19 protein-coding genes and 2 pseudogenes are annotated in these 19,469 nt (G+C 67.0%); 10 read left to right on the forward strand and 11 right to left on the reverse strand.

The annotated features are described in order from the left end of the window. Positions 1-33 precede the first annotated feature (33 nt). A complete protein-coding gene (locus OUO20_RS02280; protein WP_268002770.1) occupies positions 34-768 on the reverse strand; it encodes a FadR/GntR family transcriptional regulator in 735 nt (244 codons plus the stop codon). Between the two features lie 192 nt (positions 769-960). Between OUO20_RS02280 and OUO20_RS02285 the strand changes: the two genes are divergently transcribed. The 3 genes from OUO20_RS02285 to OUO20_RS02295 are packed head-to-tail and all read left to right on the forward strand — an operon-like array spanning position 961 to position 3,889. Next, the gene (locus OUO20_RS02285; RefSeq protein WP_268002771.1) at positions 961-1,506 is read left to right on the forward strand and encodes a gluconokinase; all 546 of its coding nucleotides are present in this window, start codon (positions 961-963) and stop codon (positions 1,504-1,506) included. Positions 1,507-1,541: 35 nt separating this feature from the next. Then, positions 1,542-3,062, forward strand: coding sequence for a GntP family permease (locus OUO20_RS02290; RefSeq protein ID WP_268002772.1), 1,521 nt, complete (start codon positions 1,542-1,544; stop codon positions 3,060-3,062). Continuing rightward, positions 3,059-3,889, forward strand: coding sequence for an SDR family NAD(P)-dependent oxidoreductase (locus OUO20_RS02295; protein WP_056393378.1), 831 nt, complete (start codon positions 3,059-3,061; stop codon positions 3,887-3,889). The genes OUO20_RS02290 and OUO20_RS02295 overlap by 4 nt, the downstream gene beginning before the upstream one ends. Here the strand turns inward: OUO20_RS02295 and OUO20_RS02300 are convergent. Then, the gene (locus OUO20_RS02300) at positions 3,886-4,665 is read right to left on the reverse strand and encodes a hypothetical protein (RefSeq protein ID WP_268002773.1); all 780 of its coding nucleotides are present in this window, start codon (positions 4,663-4,665) and stop codon (positions 3,886-3,888) included. The genes OUO20_RS02295 and OUO20_RS02300 overlap by 4 nt on opposite strands. A 131-nt stretch (positions 4,666-4,796) precedes the next feature. Next, the gene (locus tag OUO20_RS02305) at positions 4,797-6,206 is read right to left on the reverse strand and encodes an aminotransferase-like domain-containing protein (protein ID WP_268002774.1); all 1,410 of its coding nucleotides are present in this window, start codon (positions 6,204-6,206) and stop codon (positions 4,797-4,799) included. On the opposite strand from OUO20_RS02305, the gene OUO20_RS02310 reads away from it, so the two are divergent. After that, a complete protein-coding gene (locus tag OUO20_RS02310) occupies positions 6,205-7,131 on the forward strand; it encodes a DMT family transporter (protein WP_056393382.1) in 927 nt (308 codons plus the stop codon). The two genes, OUO20_RS02305 and OUO20_RS02310, sit on opposite strands and share 2 nt — an antisense overlap. Positions 7,132-7,150: 19 nt before the next feature. Next, a pseudogene (locus OUO20_RS02315) lies at positions 7,151-7,773 on the forward strand (FMN-binding negative transcriptional regulator). A 12-nt stretch (positions 7,774-7,785) separates the two neighbouring features. On the opposite strand, the gene rlmC reads toward OUO20_RS02315, so the two are convergent. Then, entirely contained in the window at positions 7,786-8,913 is a 1,128-nt protein-coding gene (gene rlmC, locus OUO20_RS02320; RefSeq protein WP_268002776.1) for a 23S rRNA (uracil(747)-C(5))-methyltransferase RlmC, read from the reverse strand. Positions 8,914-9,013: 100 nt separating this feature from the next. Beyond that, positions 9,014-9,649, reverse strand: coding sequence for an HAD hydrolase-like protein (locus OUO20_RS02325; RefSeq protein WP_268002777.1), 636 nt, complete (start codon positions 9,647-9,649; stop codon positions 9,014-9,016). 125 nt (positions 9,650-9,774) lie between these two features. On the opposite strand from OUO20_RS02325, the gene OUO20_RS02330 reads away from it, so the two are divergent. After that, positions 9,775-10,290 (forward strand): Lrp/AsnC family transcriptional regulator, encoded by a 516-nt coding sequence (locus OUO20_RS02330; RefSeq protein ID WP_018771820.1) that lies wholly within the window; start codon positions 9,775-9,777, stop codon positions 10,288-10,290. Here the strand turns inward: OUO20_RS02330 and OUO20_RS02335 are convergent. Both OUO20_RS02335 and OUO20_RS02345 read right to left on the reverse strand, forming a co-directional pair. Further along, positions 10,274-11,692, reverse strand: a complete 1,419-nt coding sequence (locus OUO20_RS02335; protein ID WP_268002778.1) for an aldehyde dehydrogenase family protein — start codon at positions 11,690-11,692, stop codon at positions 10,274-10,276. The two genes, OUO20_RS02330 and OUO20_RS02335, sit on opposite strands and share 17 nt — an antisense overlap. Then, a pseudogene (locus tag OUO20_RS02345) lies at positions 11,685-12,736 on the reverse strand (homoserine dehydrogenase). The gene OUO20_RS02335 and the pseudogene OUO20_RS02345 overlap by 8 nt, the downstream one beginning before the upstream one ends. A 362-nt stretch (positions 12,737-13,098) precedes the next feature. Here OUO20_RS02345 and OUO20_RS02350 point away from each other — a divergent pair. Beyond that, positions 13,099-14,466 carry an amino acid permease gene (locus OUO20_RS02350; protein ID WP_442781124.1) on the forward strand — a complete coding sequence of 456 codons (1,368 nt, stop codon included), beginning with the start codon at positions 13,099-13,101 and terminating at the stop codon, positions 14,464-14,466. A 153-nt stretch (positions 14,467-14,619) separates the two neighbouring features. Continuing rightward, positions 14,620-15,393 (forward strand): IclR family transcriptional regulator, encoded by a 774-nt coding sequence (locus OUO20_RS02355; protein ID WP_018771816.1) that lies wholly within the window; start codon positions 14,620-14,622, stop codon positions 15,391-15,393. 7 nt (positions 15,394-15,400) lie between these two features. On the opposite strand, the gene OUO20_RS02360 is transcribed toward OUO20_RS02355, so the two are convergent. From OUO20_RS02360 to OUO20_RS02370, 3 genes are read right to left on the reverse strand one after another with little or no spacing between them, the layout of a single operon-like run. Next, entirely contained in the window at positions 15,401-16,177 is a 777-nt protein-coding gene (locus OUO20_RS02360; protein WP_268002781.1) for an IclR family transcriptional regulator, read from the reverse strand. Positions 16,178-16,207: 30 nt separating this feature from the next. After that, the gene (locus OUO20_RS02365) at positions 16,208-16,957 is read right to left on the reverse strand and encodes a cyclase family protein (protein ID WP_056393397.1); all 750 of its coding nucleotides are present in this window, start codon (positions 16,955-16,957) and stop codon (positions 16,208-16,210) included. Continuing rightward, positions 16,954-17,403 carry a hypothetical protein gene (locus OUO20_RS02370; protein WP_018771813.1) on the reverse strand — a complete coding sequence of 150 codons (450 nt, stop codon included), beginning with the start codon at positions 17,401-17,403 and terminating at the stop codon, positions 16,954-16,956. Before OUO20_RS02370 ends, OUO20_RS02365 begins: the two co-directional genes overlap by 4 nt. A 117-nt stretch (positions 17,404-17,520) precedes the next feature. Here OUO20_RS02370 and mmuM point away from each other — a divergent pair, with 117 nt between their 5' ends. Together mmuM and OUO20_RS02380 are read left to right on the forward strand one after the other, a co-directional pair. Then, a complete protein-coding gene (mmuM, locus tag OUO20_RS02375) occupies positions 17,521-18,465 on the forward strand; it encodes a homocysteine S-methyltransferase (protein WP_268002782.1) in 945 nt (314 codons plus the stop codon). Between the two features lie 54 nt (positions 18,466-18,519). Continuing rightward, positions 18,520-18,870: a DUF3846 domain-containing protein gene (locus tag OUO20_RS02380; protein WP_018771811.1), complete on the forward strand. Its 351-nt coding sequence runs from the start codon at positions 18,520-18,522 to the stop codon at positions 18,868-18,870. Between the two features lie 2 nt (positions 18,871-18,872). Here the strand turns inward: OUO20_RS02380 and OUO20_RS02385 are convergent, their stop codons facing one another. After that, positions 18,873-19,424, reverse strand: coding sequence for a dihydrofolate reductase family protein (locus OUO20_RS02385; RefSeq protein ID WP_018771810.1), 552 nt, complete (start codon positions 19,422-19,424; stop codon positions 18,873-18,875). Positions 19,425-19,469 lie beyond the last annotated feature (45 nt).

Here is a 19,469-nt window from a genome sequence, read left to right on the forward strand (position 1 = left end):
GCGGTTGCCCCGGCCGGACCGGCGTTTTCCGGGTCAGTGCAGCCCCATGGCCTCCCGCACCTCATCGAGGATGTGGTGCATGGCCCGTTCAGCCTCCGCCGTGTCACCGCCGGCCACGGCTGAGGCCACGTCCTCGTGCGCCTTCAGCGCCTCGTTCCTCGGCTTGAACGGCATGAGCCCCTGCCGGGTCCGGCTGGTCAGGACCTCTGCGATCATTCCTTCCAGCGCACGGAACATTTCATTGCCGCAGCTTCGCAGCAGCAGCTTGTGGAAAGCGATGTCGGCGGCCAGGAAGGCCTGAAGATCACCAGCCTCGCCCAGCTTGCGGAGGTCAGCGGCCAGGGCCACGAGCTGGGCACGTTCTGCTGCGCTGGCCCGGCGTGCCGCCCCGGCGGCCGCGATGGGTTCGACGGCGATGCGCAGCTCGGTCAGGCTGCTGTACTGCAGGTCCCGCCGGTCCGAGGCCAGCCGCCAGCGCACCAGGTTGGGGTCAAACACATTCCACAGGGACGGTTCCTGCACCACGATGCCCACGCGACGCCGCGAATACACCAGGTTCATCGATTCCAGAACCTTCATGGTGTCCCGGGCAACGGTCCGGGAGATGCCGTAGTCGTGCTGCAGCCCTTCAAGGGTGAGGCGGGTGCCCGGGGCCAGCTTCCCGGAGGCTATGGCTACCCCCACTGCCTCAATAACCCGGCCCTGCGTGGCTGGGGCAGGCCCGCCGTCGTGCACTTCATCGCCGTCCTGGACTGTCGCCGTCGACATTCTTTTCCCCGTTCCCTTACGCGCCGGTGCGCCCCTCAAGAATAGCCCCCAACTCGGCAAAGGTATGACTTGTGACACGAATAGATAGTATCTATTACTCAAAAAGGTGATACCTTATCGCTTGGTCCGATGAACACCGGACCCGCAGCGAGCTTCTTCGAAAGCCAAAGACGTCTTCTCCGGAGGTATGACATGCAGTATCCAGCCACGCACCTGGTGGTCATGGGGGTTGCCGGTTCCGGCAAATCCACCCTGGCGGCCGCACTGTCCCAGCAGCTGGGATGGGCCTGCGCCGAAGCGGATGAGTTCCATCCAGAAGCGAACATCACCAAGATGAGCCAGGGGATTCCGCTCCAGGACGAGGACCGCTGGCCCTGGCTCGATGAGATCCGCAGCTGGATGACCGCGCAGGCCGCCGCCGGCAAGAGCACCGTCCTCACCTGCTCCGCGCTCAAGCGCGGCTACCGGGAGCTGCTCGCCGGTGCCGAAGGCCGTGTCATCTTCCTCCACCTCGACGGCGGCGCGGGCCTGATCAGCCAGCGGATGCAGGGCCGGGTGGGCCACTTCATGCCGCCCGCCCTGCTGCCCAGCCAGCTGGCCACCCTTGAACCGCTCAGCCAGGAAGAGCTCGACGGCGGCAGCCTCCGCCTCGATATCTCGCACTCACCCGAAGAGCTGGTCGCCGCCGTCGTCCGGGCCCTGAACCTCCCCGCCGGCCAGGCGCCCAAAGCGTCCTGACCCCGTAGTCCCCAACCCTGTTTCAAAGGAGAACCATGACCATCGAAGGATGGACCCAGACGATGGGTGCAGGCCCCCTGCTGCTCATCGCCGCGGCGGCAATTCTTGTGCTGCTGTTCCTCATCATCCGGCTGAAGATGCACGCGCTGGTGGCACTGATCCTCATCAGCCTCGCCACCGCCTTCGCCACCGGAATCCCCGCCAACCAGGTGGTTCCGGTCCTGATCAACGGCTTCGGCACCACCCTGGGTACCGTGGCACTGCTCGTCGGCCTCGGCGCCATGCTCGGCCGCATCGTGGAAACCAGCGGCGGCGCCAAAGTCCTGGCCGATTACCTGATCGGCGTCTTTGGCGAGAAACGGGCACCGTTCGCCCTGGGCCTGGCCTCCCTGATCTTCGGCTTCCCCATCTTCTTCGACGCCGGCCTGGTGGTCATGCTGCCCGTCGTCTTCGCCGTAGCCCACCGACTTGGCGGCGGCGTGCTGCGGTATGGACTTCCGGCCGCCGGCGCGTTCTCGGTCATGCACATCTTCCTGCCGCCGCACCCGGGGCCGGTCTCGGCCGCTGCATTCTTTGACGCCAACATCGGCCTGGTGCTGATCGCCGGCCTCATCACCGCCATTCCCACCTGGTACGTCACGGCCTACCTGTATGGCCTCTGGACCGGCAAGAAGCTGGTCCTGCCCGTGCCGGAAATCCTGGGCCACGCCAGCGCGGAGGCCGAGTCCCACCCGCCCCGGTTCCGCACCATCATTGGCCTGCTGCTCCTGCCACTGGTCCTGATCTTCCTCAACACCGGCCTGAACACCCTGGCCTCCTCCGGTGTGCTGTCCGACGCCGTGAAGAAGGAACAGTGGTTCCAGCTCCTTCGCACCGTGGGTGAAACGCCGGTGGCGCTGCTGATCGCCGTGCTGGTGGCCATGTATGTCCTCGGAGCCCGCCGCGGAACCCACGCCGGTGCCCTGGAGAAGCTGCTTGAGTCCTCGCTGGGCCCGGTCTGCTCTGTCATCCTTATTACCGGCGCCGGCGGCATGTTCGGCGGCGTCCTGCGCACCTCGGGCATCGGCGCGGCGCTGGCTTCTGTCCTGGGCAACCTGGGCATCCCGCTGATCCTGGCCGGCTTCCTCATCTCCGCCATCCTGCGCATCGCCCAGGGTTCGGCCACCGTCGCATTGACCACCACCGCGGGCCTCATCGCCCCGGCAGTGGCCACCGCGGGGCTGACGGGCATGCAGGTGGCGGCGCTGGTCATCGCCGTGGCTGCGGGCTCAGTAGTGGTCTCACACGTCAACGACTCCGGCTTCTGGCTGGTTGGCCGCTTCTTCGGCATGGACGTCAAGACCACCCTGAAGACCTGGACCGTGATGGAAACGCTGATCGGCGTGATGGGCTTCGCCGTCGCCGCGGTCATCTTCATGGTGGCCGGTATAGGGGCTAAAGGCCACGCAGGGTTTGGCGGCGGGGCGGCCGGTGGGAACACCGGCCGCCCCGCCGTCGTTGTTCCCCATGGCGTGCATTCCATGCGCGCCACCCGCCAACCGAAGGACACCCCTTGACTCCTCGCACCATCGTGATCACCGGCGCCAGCGACGGCATCGGCGCTGCGGCCGCCCGGACACTGGCAAAGGCGGGGGAGCAGGTGGTCGTCGTCGGACGTTCCGCTGAAAAGACCCGCGCCCTGGCGGAGGAGATTGGTGCAGACTTTTACCTCGCCGACTTCGCCGACCTTTCGCAGGTCCGGACCCTGGCCACGGAACTTGAGGAAAAGTACCCCCGCATTGACGTCCTGGCGAACAACGCCGGCGGCATGATGGGCAAGCGAACGCTCACGGTGGACGGGAACGAACTGACGTTCCAGGTCAACCACCTGGCGCCGTTCCTGCTCACCACCCTGCTGATGGACACGCTGGCGGCCAGCAACGCGAAGATCATCAACACCGCCAGCGCCGCAAACTACTCGGGAAAGATGGACCTCTTCGACCTCAAGGCCGAGCAGGGGTACCGCACCTACCGCGCCTACGGGACGGGCAAGCTCGCCAACATCCTCTTCACGTCCGAGCTGCACCGCCGCTTCCATGACCGGGGAATCACGACGGCGGCGTTCCACCCCGGCGTTGTCCGCACCAACTTCGCGGCAGATTCCACCAGCCACTTCCGGCATGCCTACAAGACCCTGCTGAACCGCTTCATGCTCAGCCCGGACCAGGGTGCCGACACCATGCTGTGGCTCATCAACGGCACCCCCGGCACGGACTGGATCTCCGGGGCCTACTACGCCAAGCGCGCCCTGGCCAAGGCCAACCCGCAGGCTTACGACGCCGAACTGGCGCGCGGGCTGTGGGACAAGAGTGATGAGCTGGTCAAGGCCTTCGTCCAGCCCTAACGCTCACAGGCAACGCCGTCGTGGTCGGCGTCCAGCCCGTAGATGTCCCTGCCAATAACCTGGAGGGGGCCACTGACGTAGGCCGGTCCGTTGCCGCTTCCGCCGGCGCAGTCCACGTCCGAGGCAATGGGGACGCACCCTGAGTAGTTCGGGTCGCAGCCGGGATTGGTGCCCGGAACGGCCGGGGCAACAGGGGCCGGAGGCGCAACGGGAGCGGGCGGCGCTGCCGCCTTCGCGGCTGCTTCGGCGGCGGCCTTTGCTGCCGCAGCATCCTGCGCCGCCTTCGCCTCGGCGGCCTGCCGGGCGGCAGCTTCTGCAGCGGCTGCGTCAGCGGCGGCCTTGTCGGCAGCGGCCTTGTCAGCTGCCGCCTTCTCGGCGGCTGCCTTTTCCGCCGCGGCCTGGTCGGCGGCCGCCTTCGCTGCGGCAGCGGCTGCCAGCTTCTCCGTGACGCGCTTGGACTCCGCGGCTTCCAGCCACACCAGCCTGCCCGACCCGTCCTTGGTACAGACGTAGGTGGTGCCGGCCGAAACCTGCTGCCCGTTTGCGGCGGTGCACGGCGTACCGGCAATGGGCGTTGCGGTGGCGAATTCGCTGGCGGGTCCGGCAGCGGCGCTCAGGGAGGCCTGGGGTGCACCGCACCCGGTCAGCAGAAGCACGACGGCGGCGGCCCCGGCGCCCAGCACCTTGTGCGGGCCCTTCCGCCCGGCGGCTCCTGGGGTCAGCGCGGGTTCCCGACGGCGGGTGCGGGGCGCGGAAAAGCGTTGGACGGCAGGCATGGTTCCCCCAAGTGCGTGTGCTGGATGCGATGTGCACGGCCAGCGTAGCTACGCCGGGATGGCCGGAACGGTTTAAGCGCAAATCTTGATGTATTCCTGCACCAACCTTGAAGCTCCCGGTTGTGCGGAGGTCAGCCCTGCCTGGCCAGCGCCCCACCGATCAGCCGCGCACCCTCCGGGTAGGCGCCCGGATTCGGACCCGAGTAGTTGAGCCGGATGAAGGCTCCGGCGGGTTCGGCCGGGTACCACTCCGTGCCGGCGGCTATGATCACGCCGGCATCCTCGCAGTCCCGCACCAGGCGCGGCAGATCCGTGGCGTCGGGCAGGCGCAACCACAGGTTCAGGCCGCCCTTCGGCAGGACATCGAGGTGCGCCTGGGGGAGGTGCTCCCGGATGCTGGTGGCCAGCAGGTCGCGGCGTGACTGGAGCTGCTGCCGGAGGCTCCGCAGGTGGGTCTGCCACCCGGGTTGCGTCACCACGTCCAGCGCGGCGGCCTGCAGGAGCCCGCTGACGTACATCGACTCGGCGGCGCGCTGGCCCAGGATGCGTTCGCGCGCCGGTCCCCGGACGATCACGGCAGCAATCCGGATGGCGGTGGACACGCTCTTGGTCAGGGACCTGATGTACACCACGTGCCCGGAATCATCGCGGGTTGCCAGCGGAACGGGGTCGGAGGTGATGCCGAAATCGTGTGCCCAGTCGTCCTCCACCAGGAAGGCGCCGTGCCGGCGGGCCACGTCCAGGATCTCGTCGCCGCGCCCTGCCGCCCACTGCCCGCCCGTGGGATTCGAATAGTTGGGCTGCACGTAGAACGCCCGCGCCCCGGTCTCGGCAAAGGCGCGGTCCACGTCCGCGGGATCCGGCCCGTCCGGGCCGGTGGGCACCGGAACCACCCGCACCCCGGTCTGCGCGGCGGCAAGGATGGCGCCCCAGTACGACGGCGACTCCATCAGCAGCGGCTGTCCCGCGCCCACCAGCGCACGGAAGATGGAGCTGAGCCCGCTCTGGCTTCCGGGCAGCACAACCACATCATTCGGGGTGGGAGGCGTGATTCCCACCGGGGTGGCCGACCCCAGTTCCTGCGCGAACCATTGCTGCAGCTCCGGCATGCCCGCCGCCGGCGGCCGCGACAGTGCGGCGTCGCCCCGGGCAGCCCGGGCCAGCGCGGCGCGGACCAGCCGTTCCGGCAGCAGTTCGCGGTCCGGGTAGCCGGAATGGAACCAGATGGCATCGCCGGGAACGTTGCGCATGGTGCCCGACGACGACGGCAGCGGGGACGACGGCGACCGCAGCGCAGCCGTCTGCCAGCCATAGTCGGACGGACGGGCGGTGCGCACGGCACGCACGAACGTTCCAACGCCGGGCCGGCTTTCAATCAGCCCCTGGGCGGTCAGCGCCTGCAGCGCCTTCTGCACTGTCACCGGGCTGGCCTGGTACTCGGCAACGAGCTGCCGGGTGGACGGCAGCCGGGCCCCCGGACCCGCGCCGCCGACCCATTGCCGGAGTGCCGCAACGATCCGCGAACTGCTATCGTTATTCATGAAAGAACATAGTAGCGCTACTGTCCTGAATCGCCCAGTGATATCGCCGCGAAAGGCCACCGGAATCTGGTGGGGCCTGCTCGGCGTGGCGGCCTTCTCCTTCACCGTTCCGTTCACCCGCGTGGCCGTGGCAGGCATCCCGCCGCTGCTCATCGGTTCCGGCCGGGCCGTCGTGGCCGCTGCCCTCGCCATCGCAGCACTTGCCATCACCCGCCAGCGGCTGCCCCCGCCCCGCACCTGGCTGCGCCTGTCGCTCGTGGCGGGCGGCGTCGTCGTCGGCTTTCCGCTGCTGACGTCCTATGCCCTCACTGCCGTACCGGCGGGACATGGAGCCGTGGTCATCGCCCTCCTGCCGGCCGCCACCGCAACGGTGGCGGTCCTGCGCGCCGCTGAGCGGCCCCCGGCCGCCTTCTGGGTGGTGATGGCGCTCGGCTCGCTGGCAGCCATCTCCTTCGCCTTCCTCCAGTCAGGCGGCGTGGGGCACCTGCACTGGGCGGACCTCCTGCTGCTCGGCGCCGTGGCCTGCGCCGCGGTGGGGTACGCGGAGGGCGGCCTGCTGGCGCGCACGCTGGGCTCGTGGCAGACCATCGCCTGGGCGCTGGTCCTTGCCGCGCCGGCCATGCTGGTCCTCGCCGTAGTTTCAGTCCTGGACCAGCCGCCGTCGGCCACACCCGTCCAGTGGGCTGCCTTCGCCTACCTCGCCGTGGTCAGCATGTTCCTTGGCTTCTTCGCCTGGTACCGGGGGCTGGCCATTGGCCCCATGGCGCAGGTGAGCCAGATCCAGCTGCTCCAGCCCGTCCTCAGCATCGGCTGGGCCGCGCTGCTGCTGGGGGAGGCGCTCACCTGGACCACCCTGATCGGCGCCCTCGCCGTGATCCTCTGTGCCGCTGCGGCCGTCCGCGTCCGGCTCAAACCGGCCCCCTGAACTGCTGAAAGGACTTCCCATGTACATTCCCGCCCACTTTGCTGCCGGCCCCGATGCCGTCCGGCACCTCCTCACGACTCCCGGCGCCGCCAACCTGGTGACCATGACGGACCACGGCCTGCTGGCAACACTGCTGCCCTTCGCCTTCAACCCGGCGGTGGGGGAGCGCGGCGCGCTGCAGGCCCACATGGCGCGCACCAACCCGCAGTGGTCCACCGCGCCGGCCGGAGAGGCGCTGGCCATCATCCAGGGCCCCGACGACTACATCTCGCCGTCGTGGTACGCCGCCAAGGCCGAGCACGGGCGCGTGGTCCCCACTTGGAACTACAGCACCGCGCACGTGTACGGCGAGCTGGTTTTCCATGACGACGCCGGCTGGCTGGCATGGCATGTCCGGCACCTGACCGGACTGCACGAGGACGGCCGGGCAGACCCCTGGGCCGTGGACGACGCGCCGGAGAAGTTCATTGCCGGGCAACTGCGGGCGATCGTGGGCGTAGAGCTGGTGATCAGCCGGATCGAGGCGAAGGAAAAACTGAGCCAGAACCGCTCCGACACCGATGCTGAAGGAGTGGCAGCGGGTCTCCGGGCCGGGGGCGTGAAGCCGGCGCGGCCGCCGTCGAACGCGCGCGCCGGATCTGACGCCTATGGGCCCTAAGCCGCCCGTTCCAGCAGCACCATCACCTCGTAGTGCGTGGTCTGCGGGAACATGTCCAGGACGCGGGCACGCCGGGCGGTGAACGACGGGAGCGCGGCCAGGTCCCGGGCCAGCGACTGCGCGTTGCAGCTGGAGTACACGACGTGCTGCACGTCCGAGGCTTCCAGCCAGCCGCAGAGCTCCTTGCCGATGCCGCGCCGGGGCGGGTTCACGATCACCAGGTCCGGCGACTGCTTGCTGGCCAGGGCAAACGCGGTGGCGTCCCCGGCCTGGAACTCCATCCCCTTCAGGCCTGCCTCGTCACTGCTGAGGCGGGCGGACACGATCGCTTCGCTGCTGGTTTCAATGCCCGTGACGGTGCGGGCCGGTGCGGCGCTGTGCAGGGCGAACCCGCCCACGCCGCAGTACAGGTCCCACACCGAGGCCGGCGCCAGTTCGTTGACCCACTCGCGTCCCTGGCGGTACAGGGCCGCGGCCATCTCACTGTTGGTCTGGAAGAAGCTTTGCGGGCGGAGGTGCAGGTTGATGTCGTTGACCCGCATGTTCAGGGTGGACTCGCCGGTCAGCAGGATCTCCCGGTCGCCTTCCAGCACGGCCTTGTGTTCCGGATGCAGGTTGACCGAGACCACCTTCACCTGCGGCAGGGCGGCCAGGAGGTCCGGGAGGTGCTTCCGGATGCGCGGCACCACCTGGTCCGAGCGCAGGACCAGCCGGAGCATGACCTCGCCGTCCGGGGATTCGGTGAGGATGACGTGCTTGAGTTCACCGGTCCGGCGGGGAACGTCATAGGGCGTCAGACGGACCCGGCGGATGAAATTCGCCAGCACGGGGAAACAGGCGAGCAGGCCGGGTGAGCAGACGCCGCACTTGCGCAGGTCCACGCCATGGCCATCGGCGTCCAGGATCCCGATGGTGGGATTCTGAGCGGTCCCGCCGATCACCATCTTGGCCTTGTTGCGGAAGCCGGACTCCTGGCTGGCCACCGGCGGCAGCCATTCGAGTTCGGTGTGACCGGACAGGAGGGTCTGGCAGTGCAGCTGTTTGCCGGCCAGCTGCTCACCGTAGGGCACGCCCATGTGGGTGCAGGAGCGGCAGGTACCGGCATCAAAGTAGGAACAGCGCATGACCGGACAAGTTTACCCGGTTGCCTTCCCCGCCACGACGTGCAGGTCCGACGCCGGCACTTGGGGAAGTGCCGGCGTCGTACCTTTCAGGGCTGTACCGTCAGGGCAGCGCAACCGGCAGCACCCCATCCGGGAAGGGCGCAACGAAGGCGGCTCCTGCTTCTTCCCCTGCAGAGCCGTAGCCCCAACCGGCGAAGACGGTGGGAATGCCGTGGACGGCTGCCCCGGCCACGTCGTAGCTGCGGTCACCCACCATGAGCGGGGCAGCGACATCCACCTTGGCTGCCCTCAGCCTGTCCAGCACTTCGGCAATGACATCTGCCTTGCTCCACCTGGCTTCCTGGTCCGATGCGCCGCAGACGGCGGAGAAGTAATGGTCAATCCCAAACAGGCGGGCCATCCGGAGCGCCTGGTCTTCGGCCTTCGAGGTGGCAACCGCCATGGGTACGCCCGCACGATGGAGCTGTTCCAGCAGTTCCCTGATCCCGGTGTACGGAACGGACTGGTGTGCACCGTGATCCGCGTAAGCCTTCCGGTAATGCCGCAGCGCCAGCCGGGCAAGGACCTCATCGTGTCCCAGGTGCTCGCGGAAGGACTCAAGCATGGGCGGCCCCACCAGCCGGACCAGGTCCCCGGCCGGTGGCACAGCGGCCCCCACGGCGGCAAGCGCCCGGGCGGCGCTCGCCGTCACGCCTGCCGCCGAATCCAGCAGCGTCCCGTCCATGTCCAACAGCACGCAGCTGAAGGCTCTCCGCTGACTCTGCAGCGGCTGCTGCCGAAGTATCATCTCTGTGTGCTTTCGTTCTGGAGCCGGGCCGACTCGTGTCTGCTGTTGTGACGTCATGCAGTGAAGGGTGAAACATGGATCGGGCGAGTCTTGACCGGATCGACCAGGGCATCCTGGCGGAGCTGACCCGCAATGCCCGGGTCAGCCACGCGGAGCTGGCTGCAAAGGTGATGCTGTCCCGCAATGCGGTCCGGCAACGCATCGACAGGATGGAACGGCAGGGTTACATCCAGGGCTACACCGTGGTGACCGGCGCCCCGGGGCACGGCACAGTCTCTGCTTTCCTGATGGTCTACCGGAAGGACAGGGTGCGCGGATCGGACGTCATCGCCGTGCTGCAATCGATCCCGGAGGTGGTCCTGTGCGATGTGGTCAGCGGCGACTTCGACCTGCTGGTGCGGGTGGAAGCACGGTCGCTTGAACGCATCCAGGAGATCTGGGAGCAGATAGCGGCCACGCCCGGCGTGACGGACACCGTGACGGCGATGACCCTGTCCAACTACATCCGGCGGGATGCGGCAGCGAAGCCGGCCCAGCCGGGAAACGCTCTCGACCAGGCTCCGTTTCCGGTGATCAGCCCTGGCGCTTGATGCACACCACTTTCGGCTGGGTCATCTCCTCATAGGCGAAGCGGACGCCTTCGCGGCCCAGGCCGCCATACTTGGATCCCCCGAACGGCATGCCGTCGAAGCGGTAGTCCGATGAGTCGTTGACCATGACGCCGCCTGCGTCGATGCGGCCCGCGGCGTCCAGGGCCGTGTCCAGCGAGCCGGTGAAGATCCCGGCGTGAAGGCTGAAGTCGATGGCGTTGGCGGTCCCCACGGCTTCGTCGAAGGTTGTGAAGGGTTGCAGCATGACGACCGGCCCGAACACCTCCTCCGTCCACAGCCTGCTGCCGGCGGGCACCCTCTCCAGGACCGTCGGATGCAGCACGTTGTTTACCCTGGTGTTGCCGGCGAGGACCACGGCGCCGGAGGCAACCGCCGCCTCAATCTTGGCCTGGAGCTGATCCACGGCGGCGGGACTGATCATGGGACCGACGTCGGTGGCTTCCTCGGCGGGGTCGCCCGCCACCAGCCGCGACGCCTCCTGCAGGAAGCGCCGACGGAACTCGTGGTAGCGGGAGGCGGCCACGAGGATGCGCTGAACCCCCACGCAGTTCTGTCCGGCTGCCCAGAAGGCTCCGGAGACGCAGGCTGAAACGGCAGCATCCAAGTCGGCATCGTCCATGACGATGACCGGGGCGTTCCCGCCAAGGTCCATGGACAGCTTCTTCAGGCCTGCGGTCCTGGCAATGGCCTCGCCGGCCGTGAATCCGCCGGTGAAGGACACCATGCGGACCTCCCGGCTCCGCACGATCGCCTCCGCCACGTCCCTGTCCCCGTGGACCACTGTGAGGACGCCGGCAGGCAGGCCGGCTTCGGCGAAGACTTCGGCAAGCAGTTGCGCGGACAGGGGCGTCAGCGCGGACGGCTTGAGGATGACGGCGTTGCCTCCGGCGATTGCCGGGCCCACCTTGTGTGCCACCAGATTAAGGGGGTCGTTGTACGGGGTGATGGCCGCAATGATGCCCAGCGGTTCCCGTGCGTACCACCCCATGCGGTCCTCGGAGCCTTCATAGGAGTCAAAGGGAATGATCTCGCCGGCGTTCCGGCGTGCCTCCGCGGCGGACAGGCGCAGGGTGTTGACTGCCCGCCGCACCTCCTTTCGTGCCTGGCGGATGGTTTTGCCGCTCTCGGCTGTGATGGTCTGGGCGAATTCCGCGTGGCGCGCGTCGATTAGTGCGGCAGCCGCGTCCAGCAGCTTCCCCCGGGCATGGCGGGACAACGCGCGTGCCTGCGCCGCCCCGGACCTGGCAGCCCGGATAATCGCGTCCACGGACTCCGCCCTGGTCAGGGCCACGGCTCCCACCACCCGGCCGTCGTAGGGGCTGAGCACCTCCCGGATCGCGGCCGTTGCGTGATCCAGCGGTGCAAGGGTTGATTCACGCATCTGCAGCCACCTGGTTCCGTGCGGCGTGCATGGCGATGATGTCGGACAGCAGGGCGTACGCTGTCTCCACCCGCCCGGCCCCGGGTCCGGACACCGTCACCGGGCCGAGGAGATCGGTGTTGAACGACACTGCATTGTTGGCACCCGAAACCCCGGCGAGGTCGTGGGCCAGGGGAGCGCCACGGGGGCAACTCCGGCACTGATGCTTCCATCCAGGTTCCGCCGCGCGGAGCCCACCAGTTTCCACCGCCGCCCCTCGTTCCTGGCGCGCCTGATGTCCTCGGGCGACAGCGTTGACATCCCTTGGCGCTGCACATCCGCCAGCGTGATGTCCGCCCCCAGCAGCTCATTGGCCAGGATTAGGACTTTCAGTTGGACGTCGTGGCCCTCGATGTCGGCCGTGGGATCTGCCTCTGCGTACCCCCGGCTCTGGGCTTCGAGGACCGATTCCTCAAAGCTGAGGCCCTCTTCCATCCTGCCCAGGACATAGTTGCTGGTGCCATTGAGGATGCCCTCGAAGCCATTGAGCGCCAGTCCGGGGAACAGTTGTTTGGCCAAACGGATGACGGGTGTCCCGCTCATCACCGCGCCCTCGAATTCGAAATGCAGCCCTTTAAGCTTCGCGAGCCGGCTCAACTCCTGGCCATGCAGGGCGACCGGACCCTTGTTGGTGGTGCAGACACTCTTTCCCGACTCCAGCGCCCAGCGAACGTGTGAAGCCGCAGGCTCGCCGTCTGCAGGGTTGGTGAACGTTGCTTCGCAAATGATCCCTGCGGAGCAGGTCCGGATCACGCGCTCGTTGTCCGGGTCCGCTGACCCGCCGTACGCTGCAAATGTCGCGACGGCGGGATCCAGGCCCAAGGCCATGTCAAGATCGATCCCCCCGTCCTGGACCAGGGAACCCAGCCCAAGGTCCGTAATGGCAACCACCCGCAGGTCAAAGCCGAGGGTGCGGCCAAGCGCATCCCCTCTGGTGGCAATCAGTTCGGCCAGGGTCCGGTTGACGCCGCCGAACCCGATCAGCGCGATGTCGTAGGTGGTCATTGCTGCTCCCTTGAGGTGGTTGTTGTTGCTCCCATCCTGTGCCCACCGGGTGTCCGTTGAGGCATGTCCAAACGCTCCGCCGGGGAGGCGAAACGACCATCTGAAGGGCAAATCGACATACGGGGTAACAGCAATAAACGTGCAACATTCGCATTTGAATATGGTCTTGATGACTAGAAATGCCAGTTTGTGTTACTTTCGTCACTGTCGACGCGCTTAGAGCTTTCATGGACCGGCACCCGAACCGCGGCCGTCCTTCCGACCATCCCCCACTGGAGGCACCACTTGGAATCTTCGACCCCCTCACCCTCAAGCCGGAGCCGGACGCACCGCCGTCAACGGAATCAGGGCTCCGCCGCTCCATGGGTCCCCGGCACCTTGTCATGATCGCCATGGGCGGCGTGATTGGTTCCGGCCTGTTCCTCAGCTCGGGCTACACCATTTCCCAGGCCGGCCCGCTGGGTGCCGTTCTCGCCTACCTCGTCGGTGCCTTCGTGGTTTACCTGGTCATGGCCTGCTTGGGGGAGCTCGCCATCGCCTACCCCGTCTCCGGTGCGTTCCATATCTATGCTTCCCGGTCCATTGGTCCCGCCACGGGATTCGCCACCGCCTGGCTCTACTGGCTGTGCTGGGCGGTCGCCATCGGATCGGAGTTCACAGCCTCGGGCCTGCTGATGCAGCGCTGGTTCCCGGGCGTTGACGTCTGGGTCTGGTGCCTGATCTTCGCCGCAACGTTGTTCGGCCTCAACGCCGTGTCATCCAAGTTCTTCGGCGAGTCGGAATTCTGGTTCGCCATCATCAAAGTGGGCGCCATCATCGGGCTCATCGTCCAGGGCGGGGCAGCCCTCCTGGGCTTCCACCCGCTCAGCGCATCGGGCAACCATCCCTTCCTGTTCGAAAACTTCAACACCGAGGGAGGGCTGTTTCCCAACGGTTTCACCGGCGTTCTGGTGACGGCGCTCGCAGTCTTCTATGCCTTCTCAGGCTCTGAACTGATCGGCGTCGCCGCAGGGGAGACGAAGGATCCCGCCACCAGCATTCCCAAAGCGATGCGCAGTACGGTCATCCGCCTCCTGGTGTTCTTCGTCGGAGCCATCGCCGTCATCGCCGCCACGATCCCGTACCAGGAAGTTGGGCTCGACGAAAGCCCGTTCGTGACGGTGTTCACGGCGACGGGTGTTCCCTTTGCCGCCGATCTGATGAACTTCGTCATCATCACGGCGCTGCTGTCTGCAGGCAACAGTGGCCTGTTCTCGTGCGCCAGGATGCTGTACTCCCTGGCCGACGAAGGCCACGCACCCCGGGCGCTTAAGAAGCTGACTAAGCGCGGCATTCCCATGACCGCGCTCTCGGTGAGCATGCTCGGAGGGCTGGCCTCACTCATCAGCAGCGTGGTTGCTCCGGAAACCGTGTACCTGGTGCTGGTATCGGTAGCGGGATTCGCAGTGGTGGGAGTCTGGATGTCCATCACCGCCTCGCATTTCTTCCACCGCCGGTCTTTTGTCCGGAACGGCGGGGACGTGTCCACCTTGTCCTACCGCGCGCCGCTCTTCCCACTGGTCCCGGTCCTGGCATTCACTCTCTGCACAGTCTCACTGGTCGGCATCGCTTTCGATCCGGCCCAAGTGGCGGCGCTGTACTTTGGGATTCCTTTCGTCGCCGCCTGCTACGGTTACTTCCACATCAGGTACGGGCGCCGGGCCGCAGCCGAAAAGACAGCGCAGGGCTGAACCGTTTCCATGGCCTGGCGCGGACGGCCGAACGTCCGCGCCAGGCCATCGCCGTGCCCGGGACTGCGTTGCTTCCGGGGGATTGGTGTTTCCCGCTGGGCGGTGCCGCAACGTGTGAGGATAGGCTGGTTGCCGGTCGGAAGGAGCAGCAGGGTGGATAACTCCCCGGAGGCGGCGTCGCTGGCGCAGGGATTGCGGATAGTGCGCCTGGTCATTGACCGGGAAAAGACGGGGAAGCAGCTTATGGGTGTCTCCCAGTTGGCCGCCGAGCTGGACATGGACCAAAGCCGCGTCTCCCGTTTGACCCAGGAGCTTTGTGAGCTTGGCCTGCTGGAGCGCCGCGAACGCGGCCCGTTCCGCGTAGGGACGGGCTTCTTCGGCCTTGCGGCCACCCTCAATACGGGGTGGATCCGGCATGCGGCGGCGGAACTGGAGGCGCTGGTGGCCACTACCGGGCTGCGCGCCCGGGTCTCGGTCCGCGACGGCTACAGGGTCATCCTGCTCCTGGCGTCCAGCAACGATTCGCAGGCCGGCAGCTTCGTCCAGCCCGGCATGGTGACGCCTGTGTGGTGTACCGGATCGGGCAGGGCGCTGTTGTGGGACCATAAGCGGCGCGGGTTTGAAGCTTTGCTTTCCGACGTGAACTTTGTCGGCGTCGGTGGTCCCGGCGCCCCGCATTCCAGCGCGGAGGCCTGGGAACTCATGGCCAAAGACAAGCCCCATGGTTTCGTTGTCGCCACGGAGGAATTCGAACACGGCATCGTGGAGGTGGCCGTGCCTGTCCGGGATCCGGGCGGTGGGATCGTCGCTTCGCTGAGTGTGCTGGGCGGGCAGCCGGACGTTGGACCCCGCGCAGGGGAATTGGCGGATGTGCTCGCGGAGGCCGCGGCAAGGCTCGGTTCGGTCCATCCCGGGCCGGAAGGGTAGGCGGCCCTTAGGGGTTGCTGTCCGGAGACCGCCATCCCAGCATGCCTTCCAGCCAGCGGCCCTGGCGGACGAGCGCTTCGGCGTGCCGGGACCGGCTGGGTTCAAGGCGGCCCTTCAGGCCCACCACCTGCAGGGCCGCCACCACGTCGCCCCTGAAATCCCTGATGGGTGCGGCCAGTGAGTAGAGCCCGGGCTCCGCTTCCTCGTCGACGATGGAGTAGCCGCGGACCCGTGCGTCCCTGAGCCGTGCCAGGAAATCCTCGACGTCCGCGGGGGTGTTCGGGCCGTGCTGCTGGAACTGGACGCCCGCGAAGATTTTGCGGACCTCATCGTCCGGAGTCTCCCACAAAAGTGCCTGCCCGGCGTCGCTGCAGTAGGCAGGGTAGGGCCGGCCCAGCCACGAGCCCACCAGCTGGCTGCTCGCCGGGACGCTTTCGCCCACCGTTACGGTGCTCCTGCCGCTGAGGACCCCCAGGAAGCACCCCTCATCGGTCTCCCTCGAAAGGCGTTCCAGGGCGGCGGTCCCGTCGGTTGCCAGCCGGCGCCGGGTCAGCAGGAGGGCGTCGGTCAGGACGCTCCAGTCCAGGGCGAAGGTGCGTTCGGGGGTTCTCCGCAGGAAACCTTCCTGTTCAGCTGTCCGCAGGCTCCTGGAAACCTGGCTTCGGTCCCTGCCCAGGTCCGCAGCGATCTCTGCAACCGTGCCGCCGGGGAGGCCACGCAAGTGGCGTTCCCCGGCCGCCAGGACGGCCATGACGCCACGTCCCATGCTTGAAGTCCTCGACATGGTCCGAGTCTAGAGGACCGCCCGCCCGGGTCAGGAGATGGCGAAGACGCGGGCCGGGAAGCCGCTCCCTTCGGAGGGTTTGGCCCAGCTGGCCACGATTGCGGCACCCGATTCAGGGAGGCCGGACAAATCAGCCATCAGTTCTATCTGCCAGCGGTCCTTCGCCAGGATGTAGGTTTCCAGGCTAAAGTCCCCCTGCGAGGTTGCCAGCCCCGGATCGGTGTCCGTTTGCTCGTGCCCGATGGCCGAAACCCAGCGTTCCTCCACCAGGAAGGACAGCACCTCACGGGACCACCCGGGAGTGTGGCTGACTCCGTCCGCATCCTTGTTGGCCATGGCATCTCCGTCCGGCCACCGTGAGCTCCAGCCGGTCCTCAGGGCAACGAAGCATCCAGCCGGGATTCTTCCGTTCCGGTCTTCCCATCCGTGCACATCCTGCAGGGTGGGGGTTGCATCCGGATCCCGTTCCACCCGCCGGGTGATGTCCAGGACCACAAGGGGAAGAATCATGTCCTGGACTGGAATCCGGTCAAGGGTGCGTCCACCCCGGATGAAGTGGGAAGGCGGATCCACATGCGTGCCCCACTGGCCAACGATCGAATACCGGTGGGCCGTAAACCCGTCGCCCCTTTCAAGGTCGAAAAGAGCCTCCCGGGTTTCGTCCGGAAAGGCGGCGAAACGGGGCTGGCCTGGATGGAAGGCATGGGTGAGGTCCGTGAACGTCCTGCCTGCCAGGGCGGACTGAAGCGCGGGCCAGGCGGCAGTGGTGGTGAGTGTCATGATGCTGCCGCCGCCGAGGGGGTTTTACGGTGCAGCCCACCGGCCACGCTCACGGGACCGGTCACCTCGATGACAGGCAGTTCCCACGGGTGGATGGCCACCAGTTCCTGCATAACCCGTTCCAGGACGGCCTCGTCCAGGGTGGCATCAAAATAGGTGGTGAAGACGAACGTGGGGGAGAGGGTCTGCTCGCCCACCCTGCCAAGCGTGGGCGACGCCCCTTCGCCGCACGAGAATCCTTCGAATCCGATGCCGGATTCGAAGACGTGCTTGTAGTTCCCGAAATCACCGAGGTCCGGGTAATGCCCAACAGTGTGCAGGAGTTCTGCCAGCCCCGGATCCTGCTGGACGGCGTTGGCGTCTCCGGCGGCTATCCGGCCGAAGGTTTCCGCACTGATGGGCCAGTGGACCCGTAGCTTGCGGACACTGTTCAGGTGCACACTCACGAATATTCCTCCTGTAATGGTCGTTGCTGCAGTCATCGTGGCACACAGTGATATGCATTACAAGCATGGAAACTTGCCTATAATGAACAAAACAGCCAACAATCGACCGGAGGTGCGATGCCTAGCCGCCGTTCCCTGTCCACCCTGCTTGACGCCGGCGCAGGCCTCGTAGCTGACGGCGCCCTGGCCACCGAACTGGAGGCCCGCGGCTGCGATTTGAACGACGCACTGTGGTCCGCCAAGGTCCTCCTGGAACAGCCCGAGCTGATCAGGGACGTGCACCGGGACTACTTCGCCGCCGGCGCGAACATCGCCACCACCGCCAGCTACCAGGCCACGCCCCGGGGGTTTGCGGCGCGGGGGATGGGCGAACGGGAAGCCCTGGAGCTCGTTGCGCTGTCCGCCCGGTTGGCGGATGAAGCGCGGCGGCAGCATCTGGAGGACCACCCGGACGCCGGGCCGCTGCTGGTCGCCGGTTCCGTGGGTCCCTACGGTGCCTACCTTGCGGACGGCTCGGAGTACCGGGGGGACTACGCCCTCACCGCAGACGAGTTCCAGGACTTCCACGGCCCCCGCATCGCCGCGCTGGTGGACGCCGGCGTGGACCTCCTGGCCTTGGAAACGCTGCCTTCCTTCGCTGAGGCCGAAGCCCTCCTGGCACTCAGCCGGGAACACGGCGTCGACACCTGGTTCTCCTTTTCCCTGCGCGACGGCGGGCACATCAGCGACGGAACCCCGCTCGCCGACGTGGCCCGGCTCCTTGACGGACAGCCCCACGTCGCCGCCGTGGGTGTGAACTGCGTCCCGCTCAACTTGGTCGCTCCCGCGCTCGCAGCACTGGGCCTGCACACGGACAAGCCGCTGCTGGCCTATCCCAATTCGGGGGAGACCTACCATCCCGTGACAAAGACGTGGAGCCAGGACCGGGCGGCTTCCGGCAGCGGTGCTCCCTCCAGCCTCGGCACAGGTGCCCCTGGGTGGCGGCAGCTTGGTGCCCGCATCGTGGGCGGCTGCTGCCGGACCACGCCCGCCGACATCGCAGCGGTGGCCGGGAAGGCATAGTTACCGGGAACACTGCCGTCTCCACGGGTGTTAAAACCTAAGGAGAAATGAACGATGAACAACAGAACTTACACAGCACTTGTTGTACCGGCCGGCAATTCCGAGCCCATGCGCATCGAGCAGGTGCCGGCAGACCTGCAGGCCTTGGAAGCCCTGGTGGGCGGTCCGCTGGAGTCGGTGATCCGCGGCGACTGGCATGTCTACCTCAACGCCGAAAGCGTCACCATGCTCCTGCCGGTCAACTTCCGCGCCGGGCAGCTGATGCACGAATGCGGCCTGGACCTTGACGGGATCCGTGGCACCGCGGTCTTCCTCGGCCGCGGCGAGCACGGGGCCGAAGCGGACATCCCGGACCACTTGTCCCGGCTTGCGGAGGAGCTTTTCGGGGCCCCGCTGGCCGCGTAGGCTTAGTCCCCGCGGACCCCGTAGGTGCTCAGCACGTTGCCCTTGCTGGTGGTGGACTGGTCAAGCAACACCAGCCGGGTCAGCGGGTCACCGTCCTGGAACAGCCTGCGGCCGCTGCCGGCAATGACCGGGTGCGTCATCAGCTGCAGCGAGTCCAACAGCCCGGCGAACAGCAGCTGCCGCACCACCGAGATGCTCCCGCACACGGCGATCTCGCCGCCGTCGCGGTCCTTCAAGGCGGCAACGAACTCCTCAAGCGGAGCGTCCATCAACTGAGAGTTCTGCCATTCCAGCTGCCCGGTCAGGGTGCGTGACGCAACGAACTTTTCCACCGGGTTGATGAACGCGGCAAAGTCCTGGTCTGCCGAGGCGGTGGGCCAGTAACCAGCCCACTCCTGGTAGCTGACGCGGCCCAGGACCACGGTATCCACGGTGTTCATCATCTTGGTCAGGCCCGCGCCGAGTTCGTCGTCGAAGCTGTCGAACTGGAACTTGAAGGGTTCGGACACCACCCCGTCCACGGAGTGGAACAGGCCGGCAGTGACTTTGCGCATGGGAACCTCCAGTTTTCGAGCGGACAGGCATTACGGTATGCGCCC

Origin of the sequence: Arthrobacter sp. FX8, assembly GCF_026723805.1 — a bacterium.
Classification (GTDB): Bacteria; Actinomycetota; Actinomycetes; order Actinomycetales; family Micrococcaceae; genus Arthrobacter.